This window comes from Pseudomonas lini (assembly GCF_964063345.1).
In the GTDB taxonomy this organism is placed as follows: domain Bacteria; phylum Pseudomonadota; class Gammaproteobacteria; order Pseudomonadales; family Pseudomonadaceae; genus Aquipseudomonas; species Aquipseudomonas lini_B.
In genome coordinates, this window is sequence record NZ_OZ061318.1 from 6,211,248 (window position 1) to 6,228,079 (window position 16,832).

At 60.5% G+C, this 16,832-nt stretch carries 13 protein-coding genes; 2 read left to right on the forward strand and 11 right to left on the reverse strand.

The window, feature by feature from the left end; all coding sequences use genetic code 11:
• Nucleotides 1–31 precede the first annotated feature (31 nt).
• The 11 genes from AB3226_RS28235 to AB3226_RS28285 form a co-directional block, all read right to left on the reverse strand.
• Nucleotides 32–1,843, reverse strand: a complete 1,812-nt coding sequence (locus tag AB3226_RS28235; protein ID WP_367375460.1) for a hypothetical protein — start codon at nt 1,841–1,843, stop codon at nt 32–34.
• Nucleotides 1,844–1,846: 3 nt separating this feature from the next.
• Complete coding sequence (locus AB3226_RS28240; RefSeq protein ID WP_367375461.1) at nt 1,847–3,151, reverse strand: hypothetical protein; 1,305 nt, start codon at nt 3,149–3,151, stop codon at nt 1,847–1,849.
• 19 nt (nt 3,152–3,170) lie between these two features.
• Nucleotides 3,171–4,094 carry a hypothetical protein gene (locus tag AB3226_RS28245; RefSeq protein ID WP_367375462.1) on the reverse strand — a complete coding sequence of 308 codons (924 nt, stop codon included), beginning with the start codon at nt 4,092–4,094 and terminating at the stop codon, nt 3,171–3,173.
• 68 nt (nt 4,095–4,162) lie between these two features.
• Nucleotides 4,163–6,553 (reverse strand): hypothetical protein, encoded by a 2,391-nt coding sequence (locus AB3226_RS28250; RefSeq protein ID WP_367375463.1) that lies wholly within the window; start codon nt 6,551–6,553, stop codon nt 4,163–4,165.
• Between the two features lie 12 nt (nt 6,554–6,565).
• Entirely contained in the window at nt 6,566–7,705 is a 1,140-nt protein-coding gene (locus AB3226_RS28255; protein WP_367375464.1) for a hypothetical protein, read from the reverse strand.
• The gene (locus AB3226_RS28260; protein ID WP_367375465.1) at nt 7,684–9,129 is read right to left on the reverse strand and encodes an alkaline phosphatase family protein; all 1,446 of its coding nucleotides are present in this window, start codon (nt 9,127–9,129) and stop codon (nt 7,684–7,686) included. The genes AB3226_RS28255 and AB3226_RS28260 overlap by 22 nt, the downstream gene beginning before the upstream one ends.
• Nucleotides 9,119–10,351, reverse strand: coding sequence for a metabolite traffic protein EboE (gene eboE, locus AB3226_RS28265; protein WP_367375466.1), 1,233 nt, complete (start codon nt 10,349–10,351; stop codon nt 9,119–9,121). Before eboE ends, AB3226_RS28260 begins: the two co-directional genes overlap by 11 nt.
• Nucleotides 10,348–11,232, reverse strand: a complete 885-nt coding sequence (locus AB3226_RS28270; RefSeq protein ID WP_367375467.1) for a TatD family hydrolase — start codon at nt 11,230–11,232, stop codon at nt 10,348–10,350. Before AB3226_RS28270 ends, eboE begins: the two co-directional genes overlap by 4 nt.
• A gap of 42 nt (nt 11,233–11,274) precedes the next feature.
• The gene (locus tag AB3226_RS28275) at nt 11,275–12,042 is read right to left on the reverse strand and encodes an EboA domain-containing protein (protein ID WP_367375468.1); all 768 of its coding nucleotides are present in this window, start codon (nt 12,040–12,042) and stop codon (nt 11,275–11,277) included.
• Nucleotides 12,039–12,929 (reverse strand): UbiA family prenyltransferase, encoded by an 891-nt coding sequence (locus AB3226_RS28280; protein ID WP_367375469.1) that lies wholly within the window; start codon nt 12,927–12,929, stop codon nt 12,039–12,041. Before AB3226_RS28280 ends, AB3226_RS28275 begins: the two co-directional genes overlap by 4 nt.
• Nucleotides 12,926–14,800, reverse strand: coding sequence for a 3-dehydroquinate synthase (locus AB3226_RS28285; RefSeq protein ID WP_367375470.1), 1,875 nt, complete (start codon nt 14,798–14,800; stop codon nt 12,926–12,928). The genes AB3226_RS28280 and AB3226_RS28285 overlap by 4 nt, the downstream gene beginning before the upstream one ends.
• A gap of 372 nt (nt 14,801–15,172) precedes the next feature.
• On the opposite strand from AB3226_RS28285, the gene AB3226_RS28290 reads away from it, so the two are divergent.
• Together AB3226_RS28290 and ltnD are read left to right on the forward strand one after the other, a co-directional pair.
• Nucleotides 15,173–15,877 carry a FadR/GntR family transcriptional regulator gene (locus tag AB3226_RS28290; protein ID WP_367375471.1) on the forward strand — a complete coding sequence of 235 codons (705 nt, stop codon included), beginning with the start codon at nt 15,173–15,175 and terminating at the stop codon, nt 15,875–15,877.
• Nucleotides 15,874–16,824: an L-threonate dehydrogenase gene (ltnD, locus tag AB3226_RS28295; RefSeq protein ID WP_367375871.1), complete on the forward strand. Its 951-nt coding sequence runs from the start codon at nt 15,874–15,876 to the stop codon at nt 16,822–16,824. Before AB3226_RS28290 ends, ltnD begins: the two co-directional genes overlap by 4 nt.
• The last annotated feature ends 8 nt before the right edge of the window (nt 16,825–16,832 follow it).

Here is a 16,832-nt window from a genome sequence, read left to right on the forward strand (position 1 = left end):
GGCTCTCTCCATGAACAAGGGATGGGCGCGGCTACTGCGGCGGCTGCCAAGGTTCACCGGTGAGATAGGCCCTCAGCAGTGCCCGCTGGCAGGGCGACATCGAGCGCACCACAGGCATGAACAGGGTGGTGCCTTTGTAGGCGTCCGAGGTTCGGGCGAGGATGGGGTTCTTGGCGCCCATGACCGCATCGGGCTGATTGAGCGGGATGTAGCGCGACATGGCGGGGAAGGCCAGATAGTGAAAACGCAGGACGTTCGGGTACATCAGCTCCCAGGTGATGGTAGTGCCCGCGGGGATGCCGAAGTCGGTCTGTGCGTATTTGCGAAAGCTGGTGAAGTAGCCACTGCTTGGAAGGCCGTTGGCCGTGCAGGTCAGGGCGACAAAACCTGCTTGGGCGGCGCTACCCGGTTTGACGGCGACGGGGACACTGATTTCGAGCTGGCCGGTGTTGACGGTCAGCGAGGCAGGAAAATCGAGGAAGTCCCAGTATTGCGGCTCATCGTACACAGCAGGCGCAGCGGCCTGCAGGTCGATTTCGGTGGCGCTGGGGACCGGGCCGCCCAGATACCTCACCTGCAGGGTGATCGTCAGACCATTGGGGTAGTCCTCCAGATAAACGTTGCGCTGATTGGCATAGATTCGATAGGTCGATTCGGTTGCTTTAAGCGAGGTTCCAGCGACCTTGTTGGGTGCGTTGATTGCCAGCGCAGTGGTCCGCGCCGCCTGCAGTTTGTCGGCGGTCAGGGGCAGGTCGACGATGCCGCCATACACGTAGTAGTCGAGCAAAAAGCGGCTGGTCGGCTCCAGGGTGAACAGTGTGGTGGTGCCTGCGCTGAAGGTGACGGGGCCGTAGTTCGCGTTGGGTCCGATAGGGCTGGTGATGTCGTCCCTGACGGCCCTGAAGGTTTCCTTCGGAATGACGTTCACCATGTCGATGCTCAGGTAACCGTTGTTTTCGCCCAGATCGGCATAGCCGGCATTCCCCGTACCCTGGTTGACCAGTTGCCGGCCCGACTGGCAGTTCAGCGGCTCGTCGGCGAAGGCCGGGGCCAGTGTACCGATGACCCGGCCGATGCTCGGGTTGGGCGTGTACCTGCCGGCGGCATAATCGGCGTCCAGTTGTTCGGTGGTCATCGTGGGGCACATTTCGAACATGACGAAACGCAGGACGATGCCTGTCGCACCCGGCGCCTGGATGATCGAGCGCAGGCCACTGCTGTTCTGGTTCCAGCTGACGATGCTGCTCAAAGGGAAGGTCAGTTGAAACGTACCGCTGGCGTGGAAAGATCCTGGCGCATCCATTTTCGCGGGCAACAGCACACGTCCCGCCACGTCGAAACTGCTGCACACGGTATTACTGCGAATCAGCAATTGGATGTCGCTGTTACCGCCAATTTGCAGGCCGCCGACGAATATCTGGGTGGTCGTTGAGGAGGTAGGGTCCAGGTCGACCATCATCGGGCCGGAAACCGGCCCCTGTCCGGTCACCGGGTCCACCGAGCCGAGCAGATAGACCGGCTGACCCACCATATCGCCGGTGGTGTTGATGCTGCCCGCAATACCCTGAGAACTGATCAAGGCGTTCTGCATGTCGACGACATGCTGCCCGTAGTGATTCCAGCCGCCGGCGGTGTAGTAGTCGCCGTCGGGCGCGTTGATCATGTTGTTCAACTGATCGTCGCTGTAAGACTGGGCACCCGGTGCCAGGGTCGAGGTGGTCAGATCGAAGAGCGGCCATTCCTCATTGCCTTCGTAAGGGATGGTAGGAGAGTTGTTCGGCAGGCTGACGTCCGTGCGGATGCCGCCCCAGAAATTCAGCCGTGGTCCATTGAGAATGCTCATGATCTATTCCTCGTCCTTGGTGGTTTTGCCGACAGGCGCATTGGCGAATTTGAACAGGTAGGAGTAATCGGACTTGTAGGGGCTCTTGACCGGTGTCGCCATGGAGTGGCAATTCATGCAGCTGCTGTTGGGCTGGATGTAGCTCTCCATGGTCACGTTGGCCGACAGGGCCGGCGTCGGCTGCCCCAGTGGATTGCTGGGGTTGTCCGGCATCAGCGGGCGCTGGGTGGTGATGAGCTGGTAGTACTTCAGCACGCTTCTTTGCAGGTCCGGGTCGCTGCGGTATTGGGTGTTGACTCCGTTGGTGACCTCGGCAATCGGGGTGACCCGGTTCAGCGGGTTCGGGGTCTGGAACGTGGTGCCGGGTTTGGGCACGCAGACCAGATGCGCGCCCTGCGTCTGCCAGTCGCACGGTGACTGGTTGAGGCTGGCAGCGGGGGCGGCGGGGTTGAAGTAGGAATAGGCCGTGCCGGATGTCGGCTGGTCGACCCACTTGTCGTTCACCAGCGCCTTGGCCGGAACGTTATCGATGTGCTCGAAGGTTGACCAGATCCACTGGGGATAACCGTTCGCCTTGGTGATGATGTGCAGGCCCACCAAACCCAGGTAAGCCTCGGTGACACCGGTGCGCTGGCCTTGGTCGTTGAACGTGGCCACGCGCGCGAGCATGGTCAGGTAGTGACTGGCGTTGTCAGCGGTCGTGAGGATGCGCCAGCTCGATTTGACCTCGATGACCCCATAGGGAAAGTTGATGTTGTTGGCTTTGGAAACGACATTAGCGTTATAGAAACTATTGGTGACGATGTAGTTGTAAGAGGTCTCGTTGGCCGAGATGTCGTAGTAGGTCGGGTTGCCGGCCTGGTCGATCAGCCAGCCGCCGACGGCCTGGTCGACAGCATTCACCTGAGAGCTGTTCTTCAGTGCGGCGATGTTGATGATACCCAGGCTTTTTGCGGTCTGCGGGGTATTCCACGGGCCAGGGTTGGCCCCTTGCGGCAGAAAGATTTCTTCCACGGTCTTGTAGGTCTGCCAGACGGTATAGCCGGGATCCCCAGGTTGTTTATTGCAGTCGGGATCACCTCGCTGCCCGTCCTGCGCGGGCCAGTTCAAGGCGATGAACATCTGCCAGCTGTACTGATCGAACTGGTCCTGACTGGCCGAGGCGGCTGGCGCGGTGCTGGGAGGCTGGCAGTTCAGGCTGGTGGCCTGCGTCGACGGCATGGCCTGTTCCCGGGGCTGCTCCAGGGCTTGGGCCGGCAGACTGGCCAGAACGAGTAACACCATGGTGAGACGGAGTGAAGTTTTCATGGCGATCCTTCGTCATTGGTCAGGGTTTGCGTTGCATGAGTTTGTCCCACTGCGCTCGCTTGCCATTACCCAATGAGGGCGGCGGATCGAACAGTTGGCACTGCGGCGGATTCGCCGGGCACATCGCGGCCACCTGCGCCCAGGTCTGGGCCGGGTCCGGTTTGGCGATGCGAAAGTTGGTGTAGTTCTGGCTGACGATGGGCGCATTGGCGACGCTGGTGTCACCGGAAAAAAAGAACGACTGGGGATGCCGATAGGGCGGTTGCCCTGACAGTTGTTTGAAAAAGGCGTAGCCGAACAGGATCGGACCTTGCGGTGACTCGAGGTCCAGGGCGTAGGCCTGCACACTGCCGTCGAGGTTCTTGCTGCGCTCGGCGCTGTAGGGCAGGTGCTGGATGAAGTCCTGTCGCGGCGGATGATTCATTGGCGAGAACATGCAACAGGCAGGCATGTCCTTGGGGCGGTCTTGCGGGTAAGTCAGGAAGTACGCCTTGTTGCCCAGGGACACGAAGGAGCAGGTGTAGCTGTTGTTCTTGATCGGGAAGATCGGCAGACAGTATTTCTCGTAGTGCTCCATCATGGCGCCGAAGCCGTCGCCATCCGGCGGGATGTAGGCGGCGTCGTAATAGCTGGTACCGCGGGAGACGGTGTAGTCCGCCGGGGTGAGGGTCGTGGGTGGATTGCTGTAGGGCGGCGGGTTTTTTTCGTAGTTGTGCATCACCCGGTACATGGTCCAGTCGCTGATCCAGAACGCCGGGAAGAACGGATCGGAAGGGTCGCTCGGTGCTCGAGTGGCGATGCAGTTGCCATTCTTTTCATTGCACCCCTCGGTGTTGTGCACCCCCATGGTGAAGTAGACGGCGCCGCTGTCCGCCTGGGCGAATAGAGCTGGGCTGAGCAGCAGGGTCAGTAGCAACAATCGGTTCAAGATGCTGGTTTTCATAGGGCACTCCTGTGAAGTGCCGGGTGACAGGCTCGTCACCCGGTGGTCCTGAGTGAAGCGTTGTTGTTTTAGCCTTGTTCGTAGTCGCTCATGCTGAGAGGGACGGGGGGGTAATTGCGTTTCACCAGGGACTGTGCCCAGAGCTCCAGCACAGCACGTCGGCTTTGTGACATGTCGCGGGTGATGGGCATGGCGAGGGTGCTTTCCTCCTGGTACTCCTTGCTGATCAACACAATCAGTTGGTCGATGGCGCCTTCGATTCGCTCCAGGGAATTGAGTGGCATGTATTTGCTCATGATCGGGTACAGGTAATAGAAGGGCTGCAGGATGCGTGGGTAGATGAAGCTTTCCCAGATCAGGACCCGGGCCTCGGTTTTCGAGTAGATTTTGTTCCACTCATTGACGAAGTCCTCCTGCAGTTTCGGTTCCAGCGGCAGCACACGCAAAGGCGCCAGGAAGTCGGTATAGGCGTCGGTATAGTTGAAACTGAAAGGGATCTCGGGAGGCTGTCCACCCTCCTGCACGAAGAAGCGCAGGGTCGGAAAGCCAGGAGCCCGACCTTTGACGGTCAGTCGTGCAATGCCCTTGGCGTCAGTCTGTATCTGCGTCACGCAATAGTTCACGGTGCTGTTCTGGAGATCCTGCAGTTTGCCTTCCATGGCGACGGGATTACTGAAGCCCAGGCTGGGGGCCAGGGAGACCGAGGCGGGTGTCGACAGGTATTGTTGATAGGTGACAGGGATTGGCACCTCGGCTGGGGCCTCGGCGTGCAGCGCCATGAGCCGACGGCCACTGCCCGTGCTTGCCTGGCTGTGTGCTCTGGGGGTATCGATAAATTGCGGCAGATTGGATTTGTTGTTCTGGCGGTTCAACGGATAGTCGTAGAACAACGTGAAGTCGGCTTTGTTACTGAACGCCAGGTAGTAGTTGCTGGTACTTAGCATGAAGGCGTTGTTGTACTCCGCCACCCAGAGCACGGTGCCGGCCGGAGCCGGAAGGCCGTCGTATTGCACCATGATCTGCAGGGTTCTGCTGTCGCCGACATCGATGAAACTGGCGCTTTCGACAACCTCGGCGGTCCACATCTGCTGGGTGGCGGCTTGTACCGGTGTTGTGCCTTGCAGTTGCAATTCCAGCGACCCGGTTTGCAGCTTTTTCCGGGCGCCGGGGCTGAGCGTCAAATCCAGGATGCCGGAGCGTTTGTCGAAGGCTGCCTGTCGATACTGTTCGAAGCCGAAACTGGCCAAGGGGCTGAATTGGCCAGCGTCGTTTATCCCCAGCACGTAATCGCCTGCCTGAAATTTTTCCGCCACCGGAATGTCCGCCTTGCTGTCGAGCGGATAGAACGGGAAGGCGGTCGAGAGATCCAGCGACAGGGTATCGCTGTCGGGTTGGACCTGGGTCGAGATCACTCCCAGCTGTATTTCCACACCAGGAGGAAGGGGGGTATCGCCCGGCGTTTTTTGGTAGATGCTGATGGCGGAGGCGGGGACCAGGCGCCGTCCCGCCGGCGCGGTCGGGAACTCATCCTCAAACCACAAACCCAGGGTGCCGGCGGTGCGGCTGTAGGCCGGGTTGAAGAAAATATCGGCAACGTTATCCAGGCCTTTTTGATACATCGCCTGCACGTTCTTCTGTATCTCAGGGTCTGTGGAGTGGGTGTTGATGGGGGGGTAGTTGTTGAAAATGCCGTTTTTGTCGTAGCAGGTCAGGTAGGTGGAGAACCTGAACATCAGCCCCTTGGCGTGCTGTTGCTCCATCTGTTCCTGGAGGTTTTTCAGCAGTTGCGAGTTGCCGATCACCCACTGCAAGTTCTCTTTGGAAAAGCAGGTCTGCCAGGTCGTGGTGACATAGATCAGGCCACCCAACGCCCCCCAGTTGAAGTTCAGGAAACGATCGAGCATCCGGTGTTGACGCTTGAGCGTCACGCCGCACTGATCGTCACCCAGCACCAGCTTGTCGAAGTACAGCGCGGTGAAGGTGTTCTGCCAGGGGCTGACGTCGACGAAACGGGCGGGGGTGGGATTCGTGCTGCCAAGGGGGCTGCCGAACAGTTGATAACCCTTGTCGATCAGCGCGTCCTGGTCGACGTAACCACCGCCAGGAAGCTCGCCGCCAATGATCACGGAGCGGGTCTGGTCATAGCTGACAGTACCGCAGGCGTTGTCACCGAACAGGTCCCATTCGGCGGGAATCATCGGGTAGTTACCCGGATTGGCATTACCCGGTACTTGCTGGGCATAGGCCGGTACGTCGCTTAGCGGCAAGGGCGCGATGGTCCAGGGCATCAAGGTGCTGGCGGCATTCTCGGGATCGATGCCGTATTCAGCGAGAAACCGCCAGTTCATCTGCATCTTGACCGCGTCGTAGAGCGGAAGCACATCGTTGTTGTTGGCCGTCGGCGGGTTCCAGAACATATGGCCGTTGAGGTAGATACGGGGGAAATTCAATACGCTCATGTCATGCTCTCCTTAGCGTTGCCACTGGGCGCGTTTGAGCGACCAGACAAAGTCCAGTTTGTTGTAACCGGTGAAGGCCGAGTCCGGCAGAGGGGCGGTGGGATAGACGATGCCGCCCTGTTCTTTCATGGCGAAGTTGAAATAGCCCTTTTGCGCCGAATACGCGGCGGTGTCGTGACAGGCAAAGCACGATGACTGGCTCTGGAAGGCTGACTCCAGCTGAGAGTTGGCCAGCAAGGTCGGGTTGGTCCTGGACTGGACGGCGATCAGTTCGTACTGCGACAACCCGGGATATTGGGCCTGGAATTGGCTATTGACGGGCTTGGCCGCGGCTATCGGCCCGGTGCTGTTGGTTATCGGGGTGGGCGGAATGGCGTTGGTGACGGTGTACTTGCTGTTGTTGATGTTTTCGAAAGTGGTCCAGACCCAGCCGGGATTCAGCTTGTTGATGATGTGCAAGCCGCTCAGCGCTGCATAGCCGACCTGGTAGTTGCCGTCTTGCAGGTAATAGGCCTGGGCGATGTAGTAACCGTCGTTTTCCAGTGTCTGTTTGTAGGTCGCGTCGGAGCCGATCCACAACCAGGCGGACTTCAATTCCCAGGCGATGGACGGGAATTCCAGGTTGCTGGTCAAGGCGGCTTGACCATTCATGTTGTAGACCTGGCGTTGAACGACGTAATCGAAAGTGCCTTCGCCCATCAGCAGCTGAAAGCGCACGGGTTTGCCTGTTTCCGACGCCGGCACCGCACCGCCCATTTCCAGAATCATGCCATCGACCTGTTGCGTGGCATTGAGGCTATGGAAGATTCGGGAGAGGTCCATTCCCTGCGCCTTGGCTTGCGTAAGCACCGCGTCCGGGGGCGGCACGGGCGTGCCATAAGGGGCGGGTTTGGCGCCATTGATCAGGAAGACCTGGTCGGAGGGCTTCATGGATTCCCACTCGCGGTTGGGGCTCCCCGCGGCGGCAGGCTGGTTCAAACAGACGAACCAGTTCCAGGCCAGGGTTTCGGGACTCTGGACAAACGCTGTCCGGGTTTTGTTGACGTCTCCTCCAAATTGCAGAAAGTTGCTGCAGTCGAAGGTGTTCGGGCTCTGAGCCTGAGCCAAACCGGCCAGGGCACTCAGAACTGTTATAGAAATGGCTCGCCGCATGGAAGCTCCTTGGCATTGGCCGGGTCGGTGTGTGGGTGCCCCAGGAAGTGCTCCAGGAGCAGTTGTTTCACCGCCGTGGCCGCAAGGTGCTGCGGTAACGGCAGATCGCAATTGGTGATGAGCAGCGGGCCGGTCTGCTCGCTGGTGGGCAGGCGGCCATGGCTGCCGTGGACTAGGCGGGTGTCCAGAGGAATCAGGTCCATGTAGTAGCGAAAGCCGAGCTTCTTCTGCAGCAGGCGGCGCACCATTTTCAGTTTGGGGAAGCGAATCGCCGGGTCGATGAACAGCTCCAGCGGGTCGTAGCCGGGCTTGCGATGGATGTCCACGGTGCGGGCAAAGTCGGGTGCCTGGCGATCGTCGAACCAGTAGTAGTAATCGAACCAGTAACCCGGCGCGGCCACGGTAACCAGTTCGCCGCTACGGGGATGATCCAGCTGCCAGGCCCGTTGTTCGGCTTTATCCAGCACCTGCTCGATGCCGGGCTGGCGCTGCAACAGCGCTTTGACGCGAGGGATGTCTTGCGCCTGCTTCACGTAAATATGCGCGATCTGATGATCGGCCACGGCAAACGCAGCGCTGGCGCCAGGGTCGAGCAACTCCCAGGTCAGCGATTGGCGCACCTGCAACAAGCCTTCCGAGCGCAACAGCCGGTTGATGGAGACCGATTGCTGTACCGCTTCGATGCCGTATTCGGACAGCAGCATCACCGCCGCGCCTTGTGCCTGGGCAAAGTCCAGCAGACGACCCACTTCACTGTCGATGGCCCGCACCTCGTCGGTAATCGACGGATGATCGGGACCCAAACGCTGCAGGCTGTAGTCGAGATGGGGCAGGTAGACCAATTGCAGGTCGGGTCGATTGAGCGTGAATTCGGCGATGGCGCAGTCGACGATCCAGCGGCTCGACGCGATGCCGGCTGCTGGGCCCCAGAAACTCGGGAAGGGGAATTCTCCGATCTGTTGCTCAATACGCTCGTGCAACGAGGCCGGTGACGAATACAGACCAAACATTTTGCGGCCATCGGCCGGGTAGTGAGGGCGTGGGGTAATGGCTGCATCCACGTCCGCATACATGTTGTACCACCAGAACAGCTGGCTGCAGCGAAACCCCGGGATCTCACGCTTGAGCTGCTGCCAGACCTTTTCCCCCTGGATCAATGCATTGGGTTGCAGCCAGAAACGCACTTCAGCCTGGTCGCGAAAATACCAGCCATTGCCGACGATGCCGTGTTCCGACGGCGGCAGACCGGTGAGGATCGAGGCCTGCACCGTAGAAGTGACGGCCGGAAACACCGGTTGCAGGCTGGCCATTTTTGCCGTTTTCAACAGGGCATTGATGTGAGGCGTCGCCGCCCCCAGCAGCGCTGGTGTCAGCCCTACCACGTTGATCAGCAGCAGCGGTTGACGCGGGTGGTCAGAAGGCATCGGCGTACGCCTCCCGCGTTTGGGGTTGCAGCAATCGCCGCTGCCGTAGTTGATCTTCGACCCAGTGCAGTTCAGCGGCGATCCCGTGGAGTTGGGCGTGCTCGGAAGTGGGCCGCAGTTGGGCGGGCAAGACGCCCCAGCTGTAGGTTTCCACTTCCAGTACCGGACGAAAATCCGCATGGTCTGCCAGGAAGTCGAAGGTCTGCGACAGGGCAATCTGACTGCCGCTAAGTTCGGGCAGCAGCAAGTGTTCGCTGAACAGTGGAATGTGGAAATGAATTCGCAGTTCGGGGTAGTGCCCCGGGCGCTTCGCGCAATCGTCGAGGGCTGCCGGAAGGTCCGCCCAGGCCAATAACCGCTCCTGCGCATCGCGGGCTTTCACTTGATGCAGGTAGGTGGTTTCGGCAAAGTCGCCCAAGGTCTTGAGTACGTGTTCGCGCCGGTTGTCGTCTTCAGCGGGCAGGTGGCAAATCAGGGCATTGGACAACTGAATCTTGCTGACGGGCACCCGAGCCTGACGCAACCTTTCCAGCGATTGATAGCAGTCTTCGAACATCACTGCCTGGTGGCAGACATCGAAACACAGCGCCAAGTATTCATGGTGCGGGTCCGTGGCTTGGTAGCGGTGGAAGAAAGCGATGGCCTGGTCGGTATTTTCCAGCACGCAATCCGGCTCCATTTCCAGGCAGAACACGATTTTCTTGCCGGTCTTCAGATGCAGCTTGGCCAATGAGGCTGTGAGTTGGCGCAACTGATACTCGGCACGCTGCTGTAAGGCTGGGTTCCAGCTGGCGGCATAGCCCAGCGGCACGGTGGAAATCACGCCCTGGCGACAGTCCGGCGGCAGGGCCTGCGCGAGGATTCGGGCCAGATTCAGGCTGTACGCCAGCCGTTTCGGATCGGCCCAACTGGGTAGATAGACGTCGGCTTTCACCGCGCCCTGATGAAATTGGCCGTAGGGAAAGCCGTTAAGCGACGTCAGGCGTAGCCCGCTGCGTTGCAGCAGGCTCAGGAAGTCTGTGCGAGCCGACATCTGCTGTAGTTCGGCTGCGGCGAGGGCGCTGATCCACAGCCCACTGTCCTGTTCGTTCAGCCCGCGCAGGGTTCGCACGCCCTGAAAATGCTGTTCGATGGATGACCGTAGCCCGGCCAGGTCACGGGTCGGGTGCACATTGCTGCAATAACCGACCTGCGCGGCAGCCCAACCCGTGCCGGCACTCATTTGATCACCGGTTCCTGGCCCCGCAGGGCGGAGTTGTCCTGCCACTGCCGACGCTGGTCGATGGGCAGTGGGGTGCTGACCAGGGCTTTGTCCAGTTGGCCGCTCTGGGCAAAAAAGTCCACCGGGTTATGGAACAACACCTGTTCGACCTGGGCCTCGGTGAAGCCGGCAGCCAGCATCGCCTCACCCGTTTTTGGCACCTTGAGCGGGTCGCTGATCCCCCAGTCGGCGGCGCTGTTGACCACCATCTTCTCGGTGCCATATTCCTTCAACAGGGCGACCATGCGCTGTTCCGACATTTTAGTGTTGGGGTAGATCGAGTGGCCGCGCCAGCAGTCGCTGTCCAGCACCAGCGGCAGGGTCAGTTCGTTGAGGTGGTCGATGATCACCAGATGCTCGGCAATCCCCACTTCGCGAATCACCGCCAGGGTGCGTTTGGTGCCACCTATCTTGTCGCGGTGAGGGGTGTGCACCAGCACCGGCAAATTGAATTGCTTGGCCAGTTCCAACTGAGCGGCGAGAAAGCGGTCCTCCTCGGGGGTGATGTCGTCGTAGCCGATTTCGCCCACCGCCACGACGCCGTCTTTCACCAGGTAGCGCGGCAATATCTCCAGCACTTCATTGGCCACCGAGAGGTCATTGGCCTCCTTGGGGTTGAGGCCGATGGTGCAGAAGTGATGGATGCCGAACATGCTGGCGCGAAAGCGCTCCCAGCCCAGCAGGGTATCGAAGTAGTCGATGAAACTGCCGACACTGGTCCTGGCCTGGCCCTGCCAGAAGGCCGGCTCGATCACTCCGGTGATGCCGGCAGCGGCCATGTTCTGGTAGTCATCGGTGGTACGGCTGACCATATGAATATGCGGGTCGAAGTACTTGAGCATGGTGAATCCTCGTCAAGGGGAGGGAAGCCGTTGAGCATCAGTTCAGAGAGATGCGGTCAGGTGTTCACGCCATTCCGGCGGCAAGCGTTGCTGCTGACTCAGGCCGACCAGACGCTGGCGTTGCGCCGGACTGAGCAGGTCGAAGGCAATCACTCGGGGTAGCCCGGCAGACACCGTTCGTTCGGCAGCGAGCTGTTCGTCCAGCAGGTCGAGGGCCAGCTGGTTGAGGGTGACGCTGTGTCGTTGCTTCAGGCCAAGCAGGCGTCGTACGTCGAGCCCCATGCCCAGTGCCTTCAGCACCAGTTGATGGAAGGCCCGTTCGCTGTAATGACGCGACGGGTAGAGGGTGTCCAGGGCGAGGGCGGCAAACACCTGATTGTTGCTGGTACGCCCGGCCTGCAACGCCAGTTCGACGCAAAGCCCACGGCTATCGAGCCAGTCGAGGGCTTTCAAGGTGGCGATCTTTTCCTGATCGTCGCCCCACAGAAACAGCTGGCGCAGCAAGGGCAATTGCCCGGCGAGGGGTTGTTGCTCCAGGACCTGAGACAGCAACAACGCCCGCGCCAGTTGGACATTGCTCCAGCCGCAATTGTTGGGCAGCGCATGCTCCTTGAGGCTGCGCTTACACTGGCTACTCAAGAGCGCAGCAGTGTTGGCGTCCGGGCGTTGCTCAAGCCGCTCCTGCGCCTGACGCCACCACTGCAGCTCGGCTTCATCGAGCTGCTGGGTGAGGGCCTGGCGTTGTTCGGCGAGGCAGTCGTGGCGCATTTCGAGGGCCGCCGATGGCGGCGCTGTGACGTCCATGTTCATGTCGGTTTGATCCAGCGCTGGAAGTGTGGAAGCAGGAAAAACACCAAAACACATAACAGGCTGCCCAGTGGCTGGTTGGCCACCGCCAGCACCAGGGCATCGAACAACGGCAGGGCCGCCAGGCCAGCGCCGATAAAGGCACGGACCTGGCGTTGCTGTGGGTTGGCCAGGTGGTGCCAGTAGTGCCAGCCCAGCCAGCCCAGCCAGAGCAACAGCACCGGCCAAAACCAGAGGTTGTCGGAATAGATCGCCAGGGCCAGCGGGCTCAGCATCAGGATCAGCGGGAGGCGGCTGAGCAATTGATTGCGGTGTTCCTGGCGGGCCAGGTAGGTCAGGCCACTGATGTAGACGCCCAGCAAAATGGCGCAGAGCCAGATCGGCTCCGGTGGCACCGCCAGGCTGGCCGCCGCAGTGAGGTAGAGCGCTGAGCGGCAGGCGCCCATCAACCAGACGCTGTGGGCGTATTTCTTGTGCAGCAGGTTGTAGCCGAGGATGCAGCCCACCAGCAGGGTGGCGCTGCCCAGCAACCAGTGCGGTTGGTCGATCAGTCGGCTCAGGCCCAGTACCGACGCCGCGGCCAGCACCAGCAGCAGCCCAGTGGCCAGGCCCACTTGCTGTCGACTGACCAGACCCAAAGTGATAGGGCGGGGATTATGGTGCTGTTGGTCCCAGTCGGCGTCCAGCAGGTCGTTCAACAACATGCCGGCCAGATACAACAGCGACAGTGCAGCCAGCAGCAGGATCCACACCAGCGACGACGGTGGCGCCAGGGCTCCGGCGCTACTGGCCAGCAGGGCGGCGGCCAGAGTGTTGGTCCACACGGTGGGCAGGTTGGACACCCGGCCCAGGGTCATCCAGGTCTTCAGGTTCAGCGGAGTCTGGCTCATTGCGCGCAGCCCTCGCCCAAGGTGAGCGCCGGGCCGATGTAGGTGGACAGTCGCTGCAACGCTTGCTCCATTCGCGCGGCATCGATTTCATGCAGGTCCACCGACTCGCCGATCCGGCTGAGCATGGGGATGGAGAGTTGCCCGCCCAAGTGCTGGCGGAATTCCTCCAGCCCGAGCAACACCTGTGAGCGTCCCTGTGCATCTTTCAAGGTCAGTTCCGGTGGGCACAAGCTAAAGCCGAGCTTGAGCAGCAGAGACAGAACACGTTCGGTGTCGGCATCGCTCAACAGTCCGAGGGCATTGGCATAGAGTCCATCCAGGGCCATGCCCACGGCCACTGCTTCGCCATGGCGCAACCGGTGCCGGCTGAGATTTTCCAGTTTGTGCGCGGCCCAGTGCCCGTAATCCAGTGGCCGTCCGTTACCGCGTTCGAAGGGGTCGCCAGCACCGGTGATGTGCGCCAGGTGCAGTTCGGCGCAACGGCGGATGGCATAGCGGCTGGCCGGGTGATCAAAGTGGGCGAGGGCGTCGGCCTGTTGTTCCATCCACTCGAAAAACGCCTGGTCCTTGATCAGCGCCACCTTGACCGCCTCGGCCAGCCCGGCGATCTGGTCGCGTCGGGTCAGGCTGGTCAGCAGCTGGAAGTCGTTGATCACCGCAGTGGCGGGGTAGAAGGCCCCCAGCAAGTTTTTCTGGCCGAACGCATTGATGCCGTTTTTCACACCGATGCCGGCATCGTTCTGGGCCAGTACCGTGCTCGGAATACGGATCAGGCGAATGCCGCGATGGAAGGTGGCGCAGGCGTAGCCCACCGCATCCAGCACCGCGCCCCCCCCCAGGGCCAGGACATAGCAATGCCGGTCCAGTCCATGTTGCAGCATGTCGGTGTACAGCTGCTGCAACACCTGTGAATCCTTGCTCAGTTCGCCGGCCGGAACCGCAATCGGCGCGGCCTGCAAATGCAGATCCGCCGTATGGGCGGCAAAGTAGGCATCGATCTGTTCCAGCAGTTGTGGGGCGCTGCGCAACAGTTGTTCATCGGCGAACACCAGCACCGTCACCGGGCCTCTGTGCTGAGCGGTGAGCTGGCGGTGCAGACAAGGATTGGACGGCTCGAACAGGTGATCGGTGAACACCACCGGGTAGTCGTAACTGACCTCGAATCGGCCATGCAGTGGTTGCTCCGCGCCGTGCCTGCGCAAGGTCTTGAACAGGCTGTACCCGGCGATAAACAGCCCAGGCAACCCCATGCTGGCGAGAAGGGTCACCAGCAACGCGTTCTGCTCGATGAGGAAGGTGCCGATGGCGCTGTAGGCCAGTGCCAGGCCGGCATTGGCCAGGGTGGTGACCAGTAGAAACGCGCGCAATGGATAACGTTGCATGCCGGCGGCCACCACCGAGGTTTCCGCCAATACCGGTACGCCACGCAGGCAGATCAACGACAGCGTGCTCAGCCGATACGCCAGCTGTCCCGGTTGGCGTTGATGCAGGCCCAAGCGGCCGGACAGCAGACGAAAATAGCCGGCCCCTAGCGCATAACCCAGTCCCGCACCCAGGCACAGGCCAATGAAAATCACCAGGTAGCCGCCGAGACTGCCCAGCATGGCCACGGCCAGCAGCGCCACCATGCTCGAAGGTACCGGCAGCACCACGTCCAGCGCCAGCAGGGCAATCAGTAGCAGCGCCAGATTGAGTTTCTGGGACGGTGTCGAGGGCAGGTACAGGTTGAGATGGGTCAGGAAGTCCTGAATCTGTTGTTCGAACAACAGGAAGCTGGCGATCACCAGGCCCGAGAAGCAAAGCAATGAAATCCAGAAATGTCCGGCAGGCCCTCTTTTCGAGAGCGCACGATACCCACGGCTGCGCTTCATCAAGCATCCCTCTTGATTTTTATGACTGATTCCGTGTCAGCGATTAAAAGCAGCGTCTGGTTTTTTTTAGGTCAATAGACTCGCTCGCCTCAGGGACTGGTTAGGTACGGTTGATTGCGCTTGTGAAGATAGTCTTGAACTTAGACGGTCGCGGTGTTTTTGCAAGCTTGCCTAATGGCAATTTGATCTTTTCAACGCCCCCGCCGTAAATGCGCTTTGGTCGCGTAGCGGCTACGGATTTCCCCAAGCGGGACGCTAGGCGATGTTAAAAAATGTTATTTTAAAAAAGACTTCACATAATCCGTTCATTGAGGGATTATCTGCTCAACCTGTATGACAACCTGATAACAAGACAAAAACAGGATGGCTACGATGTTCGACAAGGTCCCGACTCACGTGCTGAGTGACAGCGTCGCTCAGCAGCTGCTGGACAAGATTGAGAACGGTGTGTTCGCCACCGGCAGCAAACTGCCCAGTGAAGCCATGCTCTCGGAAGCCTTCGGTGTCAGTCGCACCGTGGTCCGTGAAGCCATTTCCCGCCTCAAGAACGAAGGCGTGCTGCAGCCTCAACAAGGGCGCGGCATCTTCGTCACCCCCAATGCCAACATCCGCCCGCTGCGCATCGATTACGCCGAGGCCAATCTGCCTGGCAGTGTCTTTCACCTGTTGGCGCTACGGCGTGCCATCGAGGCGGAAATCGCCAGCGAAGCGGCGCTCAATCGCAGCGAAGCCGATCTGGTGCAGATTGACGAGGCGCTGGCACACATCGATGAAGAGGTGGATGAGGGGCAGGATGGTGTTCGCGCCGATGTAGCTTTTCACCGCGCCATCGCTCAAGCCACAGGCAATCCCTACTTTCTAAAGACCCTGGAATTCGTCAGTCAGTACCTGGAGGCCGCGACCCGCATCACTCGCACCAACGAGGCGGGCAGGGCGGATTTCTCCCGTCAGGTGCATGAAGAACATCAAGCGATCGTGGCGGCCATTCGGCTGCGCGATCCGCTCGCCGCCGGGCATGCCGCCCGTGCCCATATCTACAACGCGGCCCGCCGTCTACGCCTTGCTGGCGTGGAATAGGCCGCCGCTTTTCTCATGAACAGCCATCTCAGGAGTACCCCATGAATAACAAGAATGTCGGTGTTGTCGGTCTGGGCGCGATGGGCCTGGGCATTGCCCGCTCACTGTTGCGCAGCGGCTTTAATGTGCATGCCTGCGATGTGCGTGCCGCGGTGGCAGAACAGTTTGCCGGCGAGGGCGGCGTGGCGTGTTCTTCGCCCGCGCAGATGGCCGAAGAATGCGACGTGATCATTACCGTGGTGGTGAACGCCGAGCAGACCGAAACCGTGTTGTTTGGCGAGGGTGGTGCCGTCGCTGCGTTGCGCCCGGGCAGCTTGGTGATCGGTTGCGCCACCGTGGCGCCGACCTACGCCGTGGACCTGGGGCAGCGCCTGACCGAACAAGGCTTGCTGTACCTTGATGCCCCGATTTCCGGTGGCGCGGCCAAGGCGGCTGCCGGTGAAATGACCATGATGACGTCTGGCCCGGCCGATGCTTATGCCAAGGCCGAAGCAGTCCTTGCAGGCATGGCCGGCAAGGTCTATCGCCTGGGTGACACCCATGGCCTGGGCTCGAAGGTCAAGATCATCAACCAGCTGCTCGCCGGGGTGCACATCGCTGCGTCTGCCGAAGCCATGGCGCTGGGCCTGCGTGAAGGGGTCGACGCCGATGCGCTTTACGAAGTGATCACCCACAGCGCCGGTAATTCCTGGATGTTCGAAAACCGTGTGCCGCACATTCTCAAGGCCGATTACACGCCGTTGTCCGCTGTGGATATTTTCGTCAAGGACCTGGGCCTGGTGCTGGATACCGCGCGGGCCAGCAAATTCCCGCTGCCGCTGTCGGCCACCGCTCACCAGATGTTCATGCAGGCATCCAGTGCAGGTTTCGGTCGTGAAGACGATTCGGCGGTGATCAAGATTTTCCCCGGCATCGAGTTGCCGACTGCCAAGACTGAGCCGGTTTGAGGAACGCC

What these genes read in the sequence shown, in the direction of transcription:
- AB3226_RS28235 (WP_367375460.1), bottom strand. Translation starts at nt 1,843, where the DNA reads ATGAGCATTCTCAATGGACCACGGCTGAATTTCTGGGGCGGCATCCGC.
- AB3226_RS28240 (WP_367375461.1), bottom strand. Translation starts at nt 3,151, where the DNA reads ATGAAAACTTCACTCCGTCTCACCATGGTGTTACTCGTTCTGGCCAGT.
- AB3226_RS28245 (WP_367375462.1), bottom strand. Translation starts at nt 4,094, where the DNA reads ATGAAAACCAGCATCTTGAACCGATTGTTGCTACTGACCCTGCTGCTC.
- AB3226_RS28250 (WP_367375463.1), bottom strand. Translation starts at nt 6,553, where the DNA reads ATGAGCGTATTGAATTTCCCCCGTATCTACCTCAACGGCCATATGTTC.
- AB3226_RS28255 (WP_367375464.1), bottom strand. Translation starts at nt 7,705, where the DNA reads ATGCGGCGAGCCATTTCTATAACAGTTCTGAGTGCCCTGGCCGGTTTG.
- AB3226_RS28260 (WP_367375465.1), bottom strand. Translation starts at nt 9,129, where the DNA reads ATGCCTTCTGACCACCCGCGTCAACCGCTGCTGCTGATCAACGTGGTA.
- eboE (WP_367375466.1), bottom strand. Translation starts at nt 10,351, where the DNA reads ATGAGTGCCGGCACGGGTTGGGCTGCCGCGCAGGTCGGTTATTGCAGC.
- AB3226_RS28270 (WP_367375467.1), bottom strand. Translation starts at nt 11,232, where the DNA reads ATGCTCAAGTACTTCGACCCGCATATTCATATGGTCAGCCGTACCACC.
- AB3226_RS28275 (WP_367375468.1), bottom strand. Translation starts at nt 12,042, where the DNA reads ATGAACATGGACGTCACAGCGCCGCCATCGGCGGCCCTCGAAATGCGC.
- AB3226_RS28280 (WP_367375469.1), bottom strand. Translation starts at nt 12,929, where the DNA reads ATGAGCCAGACTCCGCTGAACCTGAAGACCTGGATGACCCTGGGCCGG.
- AB3226_RS28285 (WP_367375470.1), bottom strand. Translation starts at nt 14,800, where the DNA reads ATGAAGCGCAGCCGTGGGTATCGTGCGCTCTCGAAAAGAGGGCCTGCC.
- AB3226_RS28290 (WP_367375471.1), top strand. Translation starts at nt 15,173, where the DNA reads ATGTTCGACAAGGTCCCGACTCACGTGCTGAGTGACAGCGTCGCTCAG.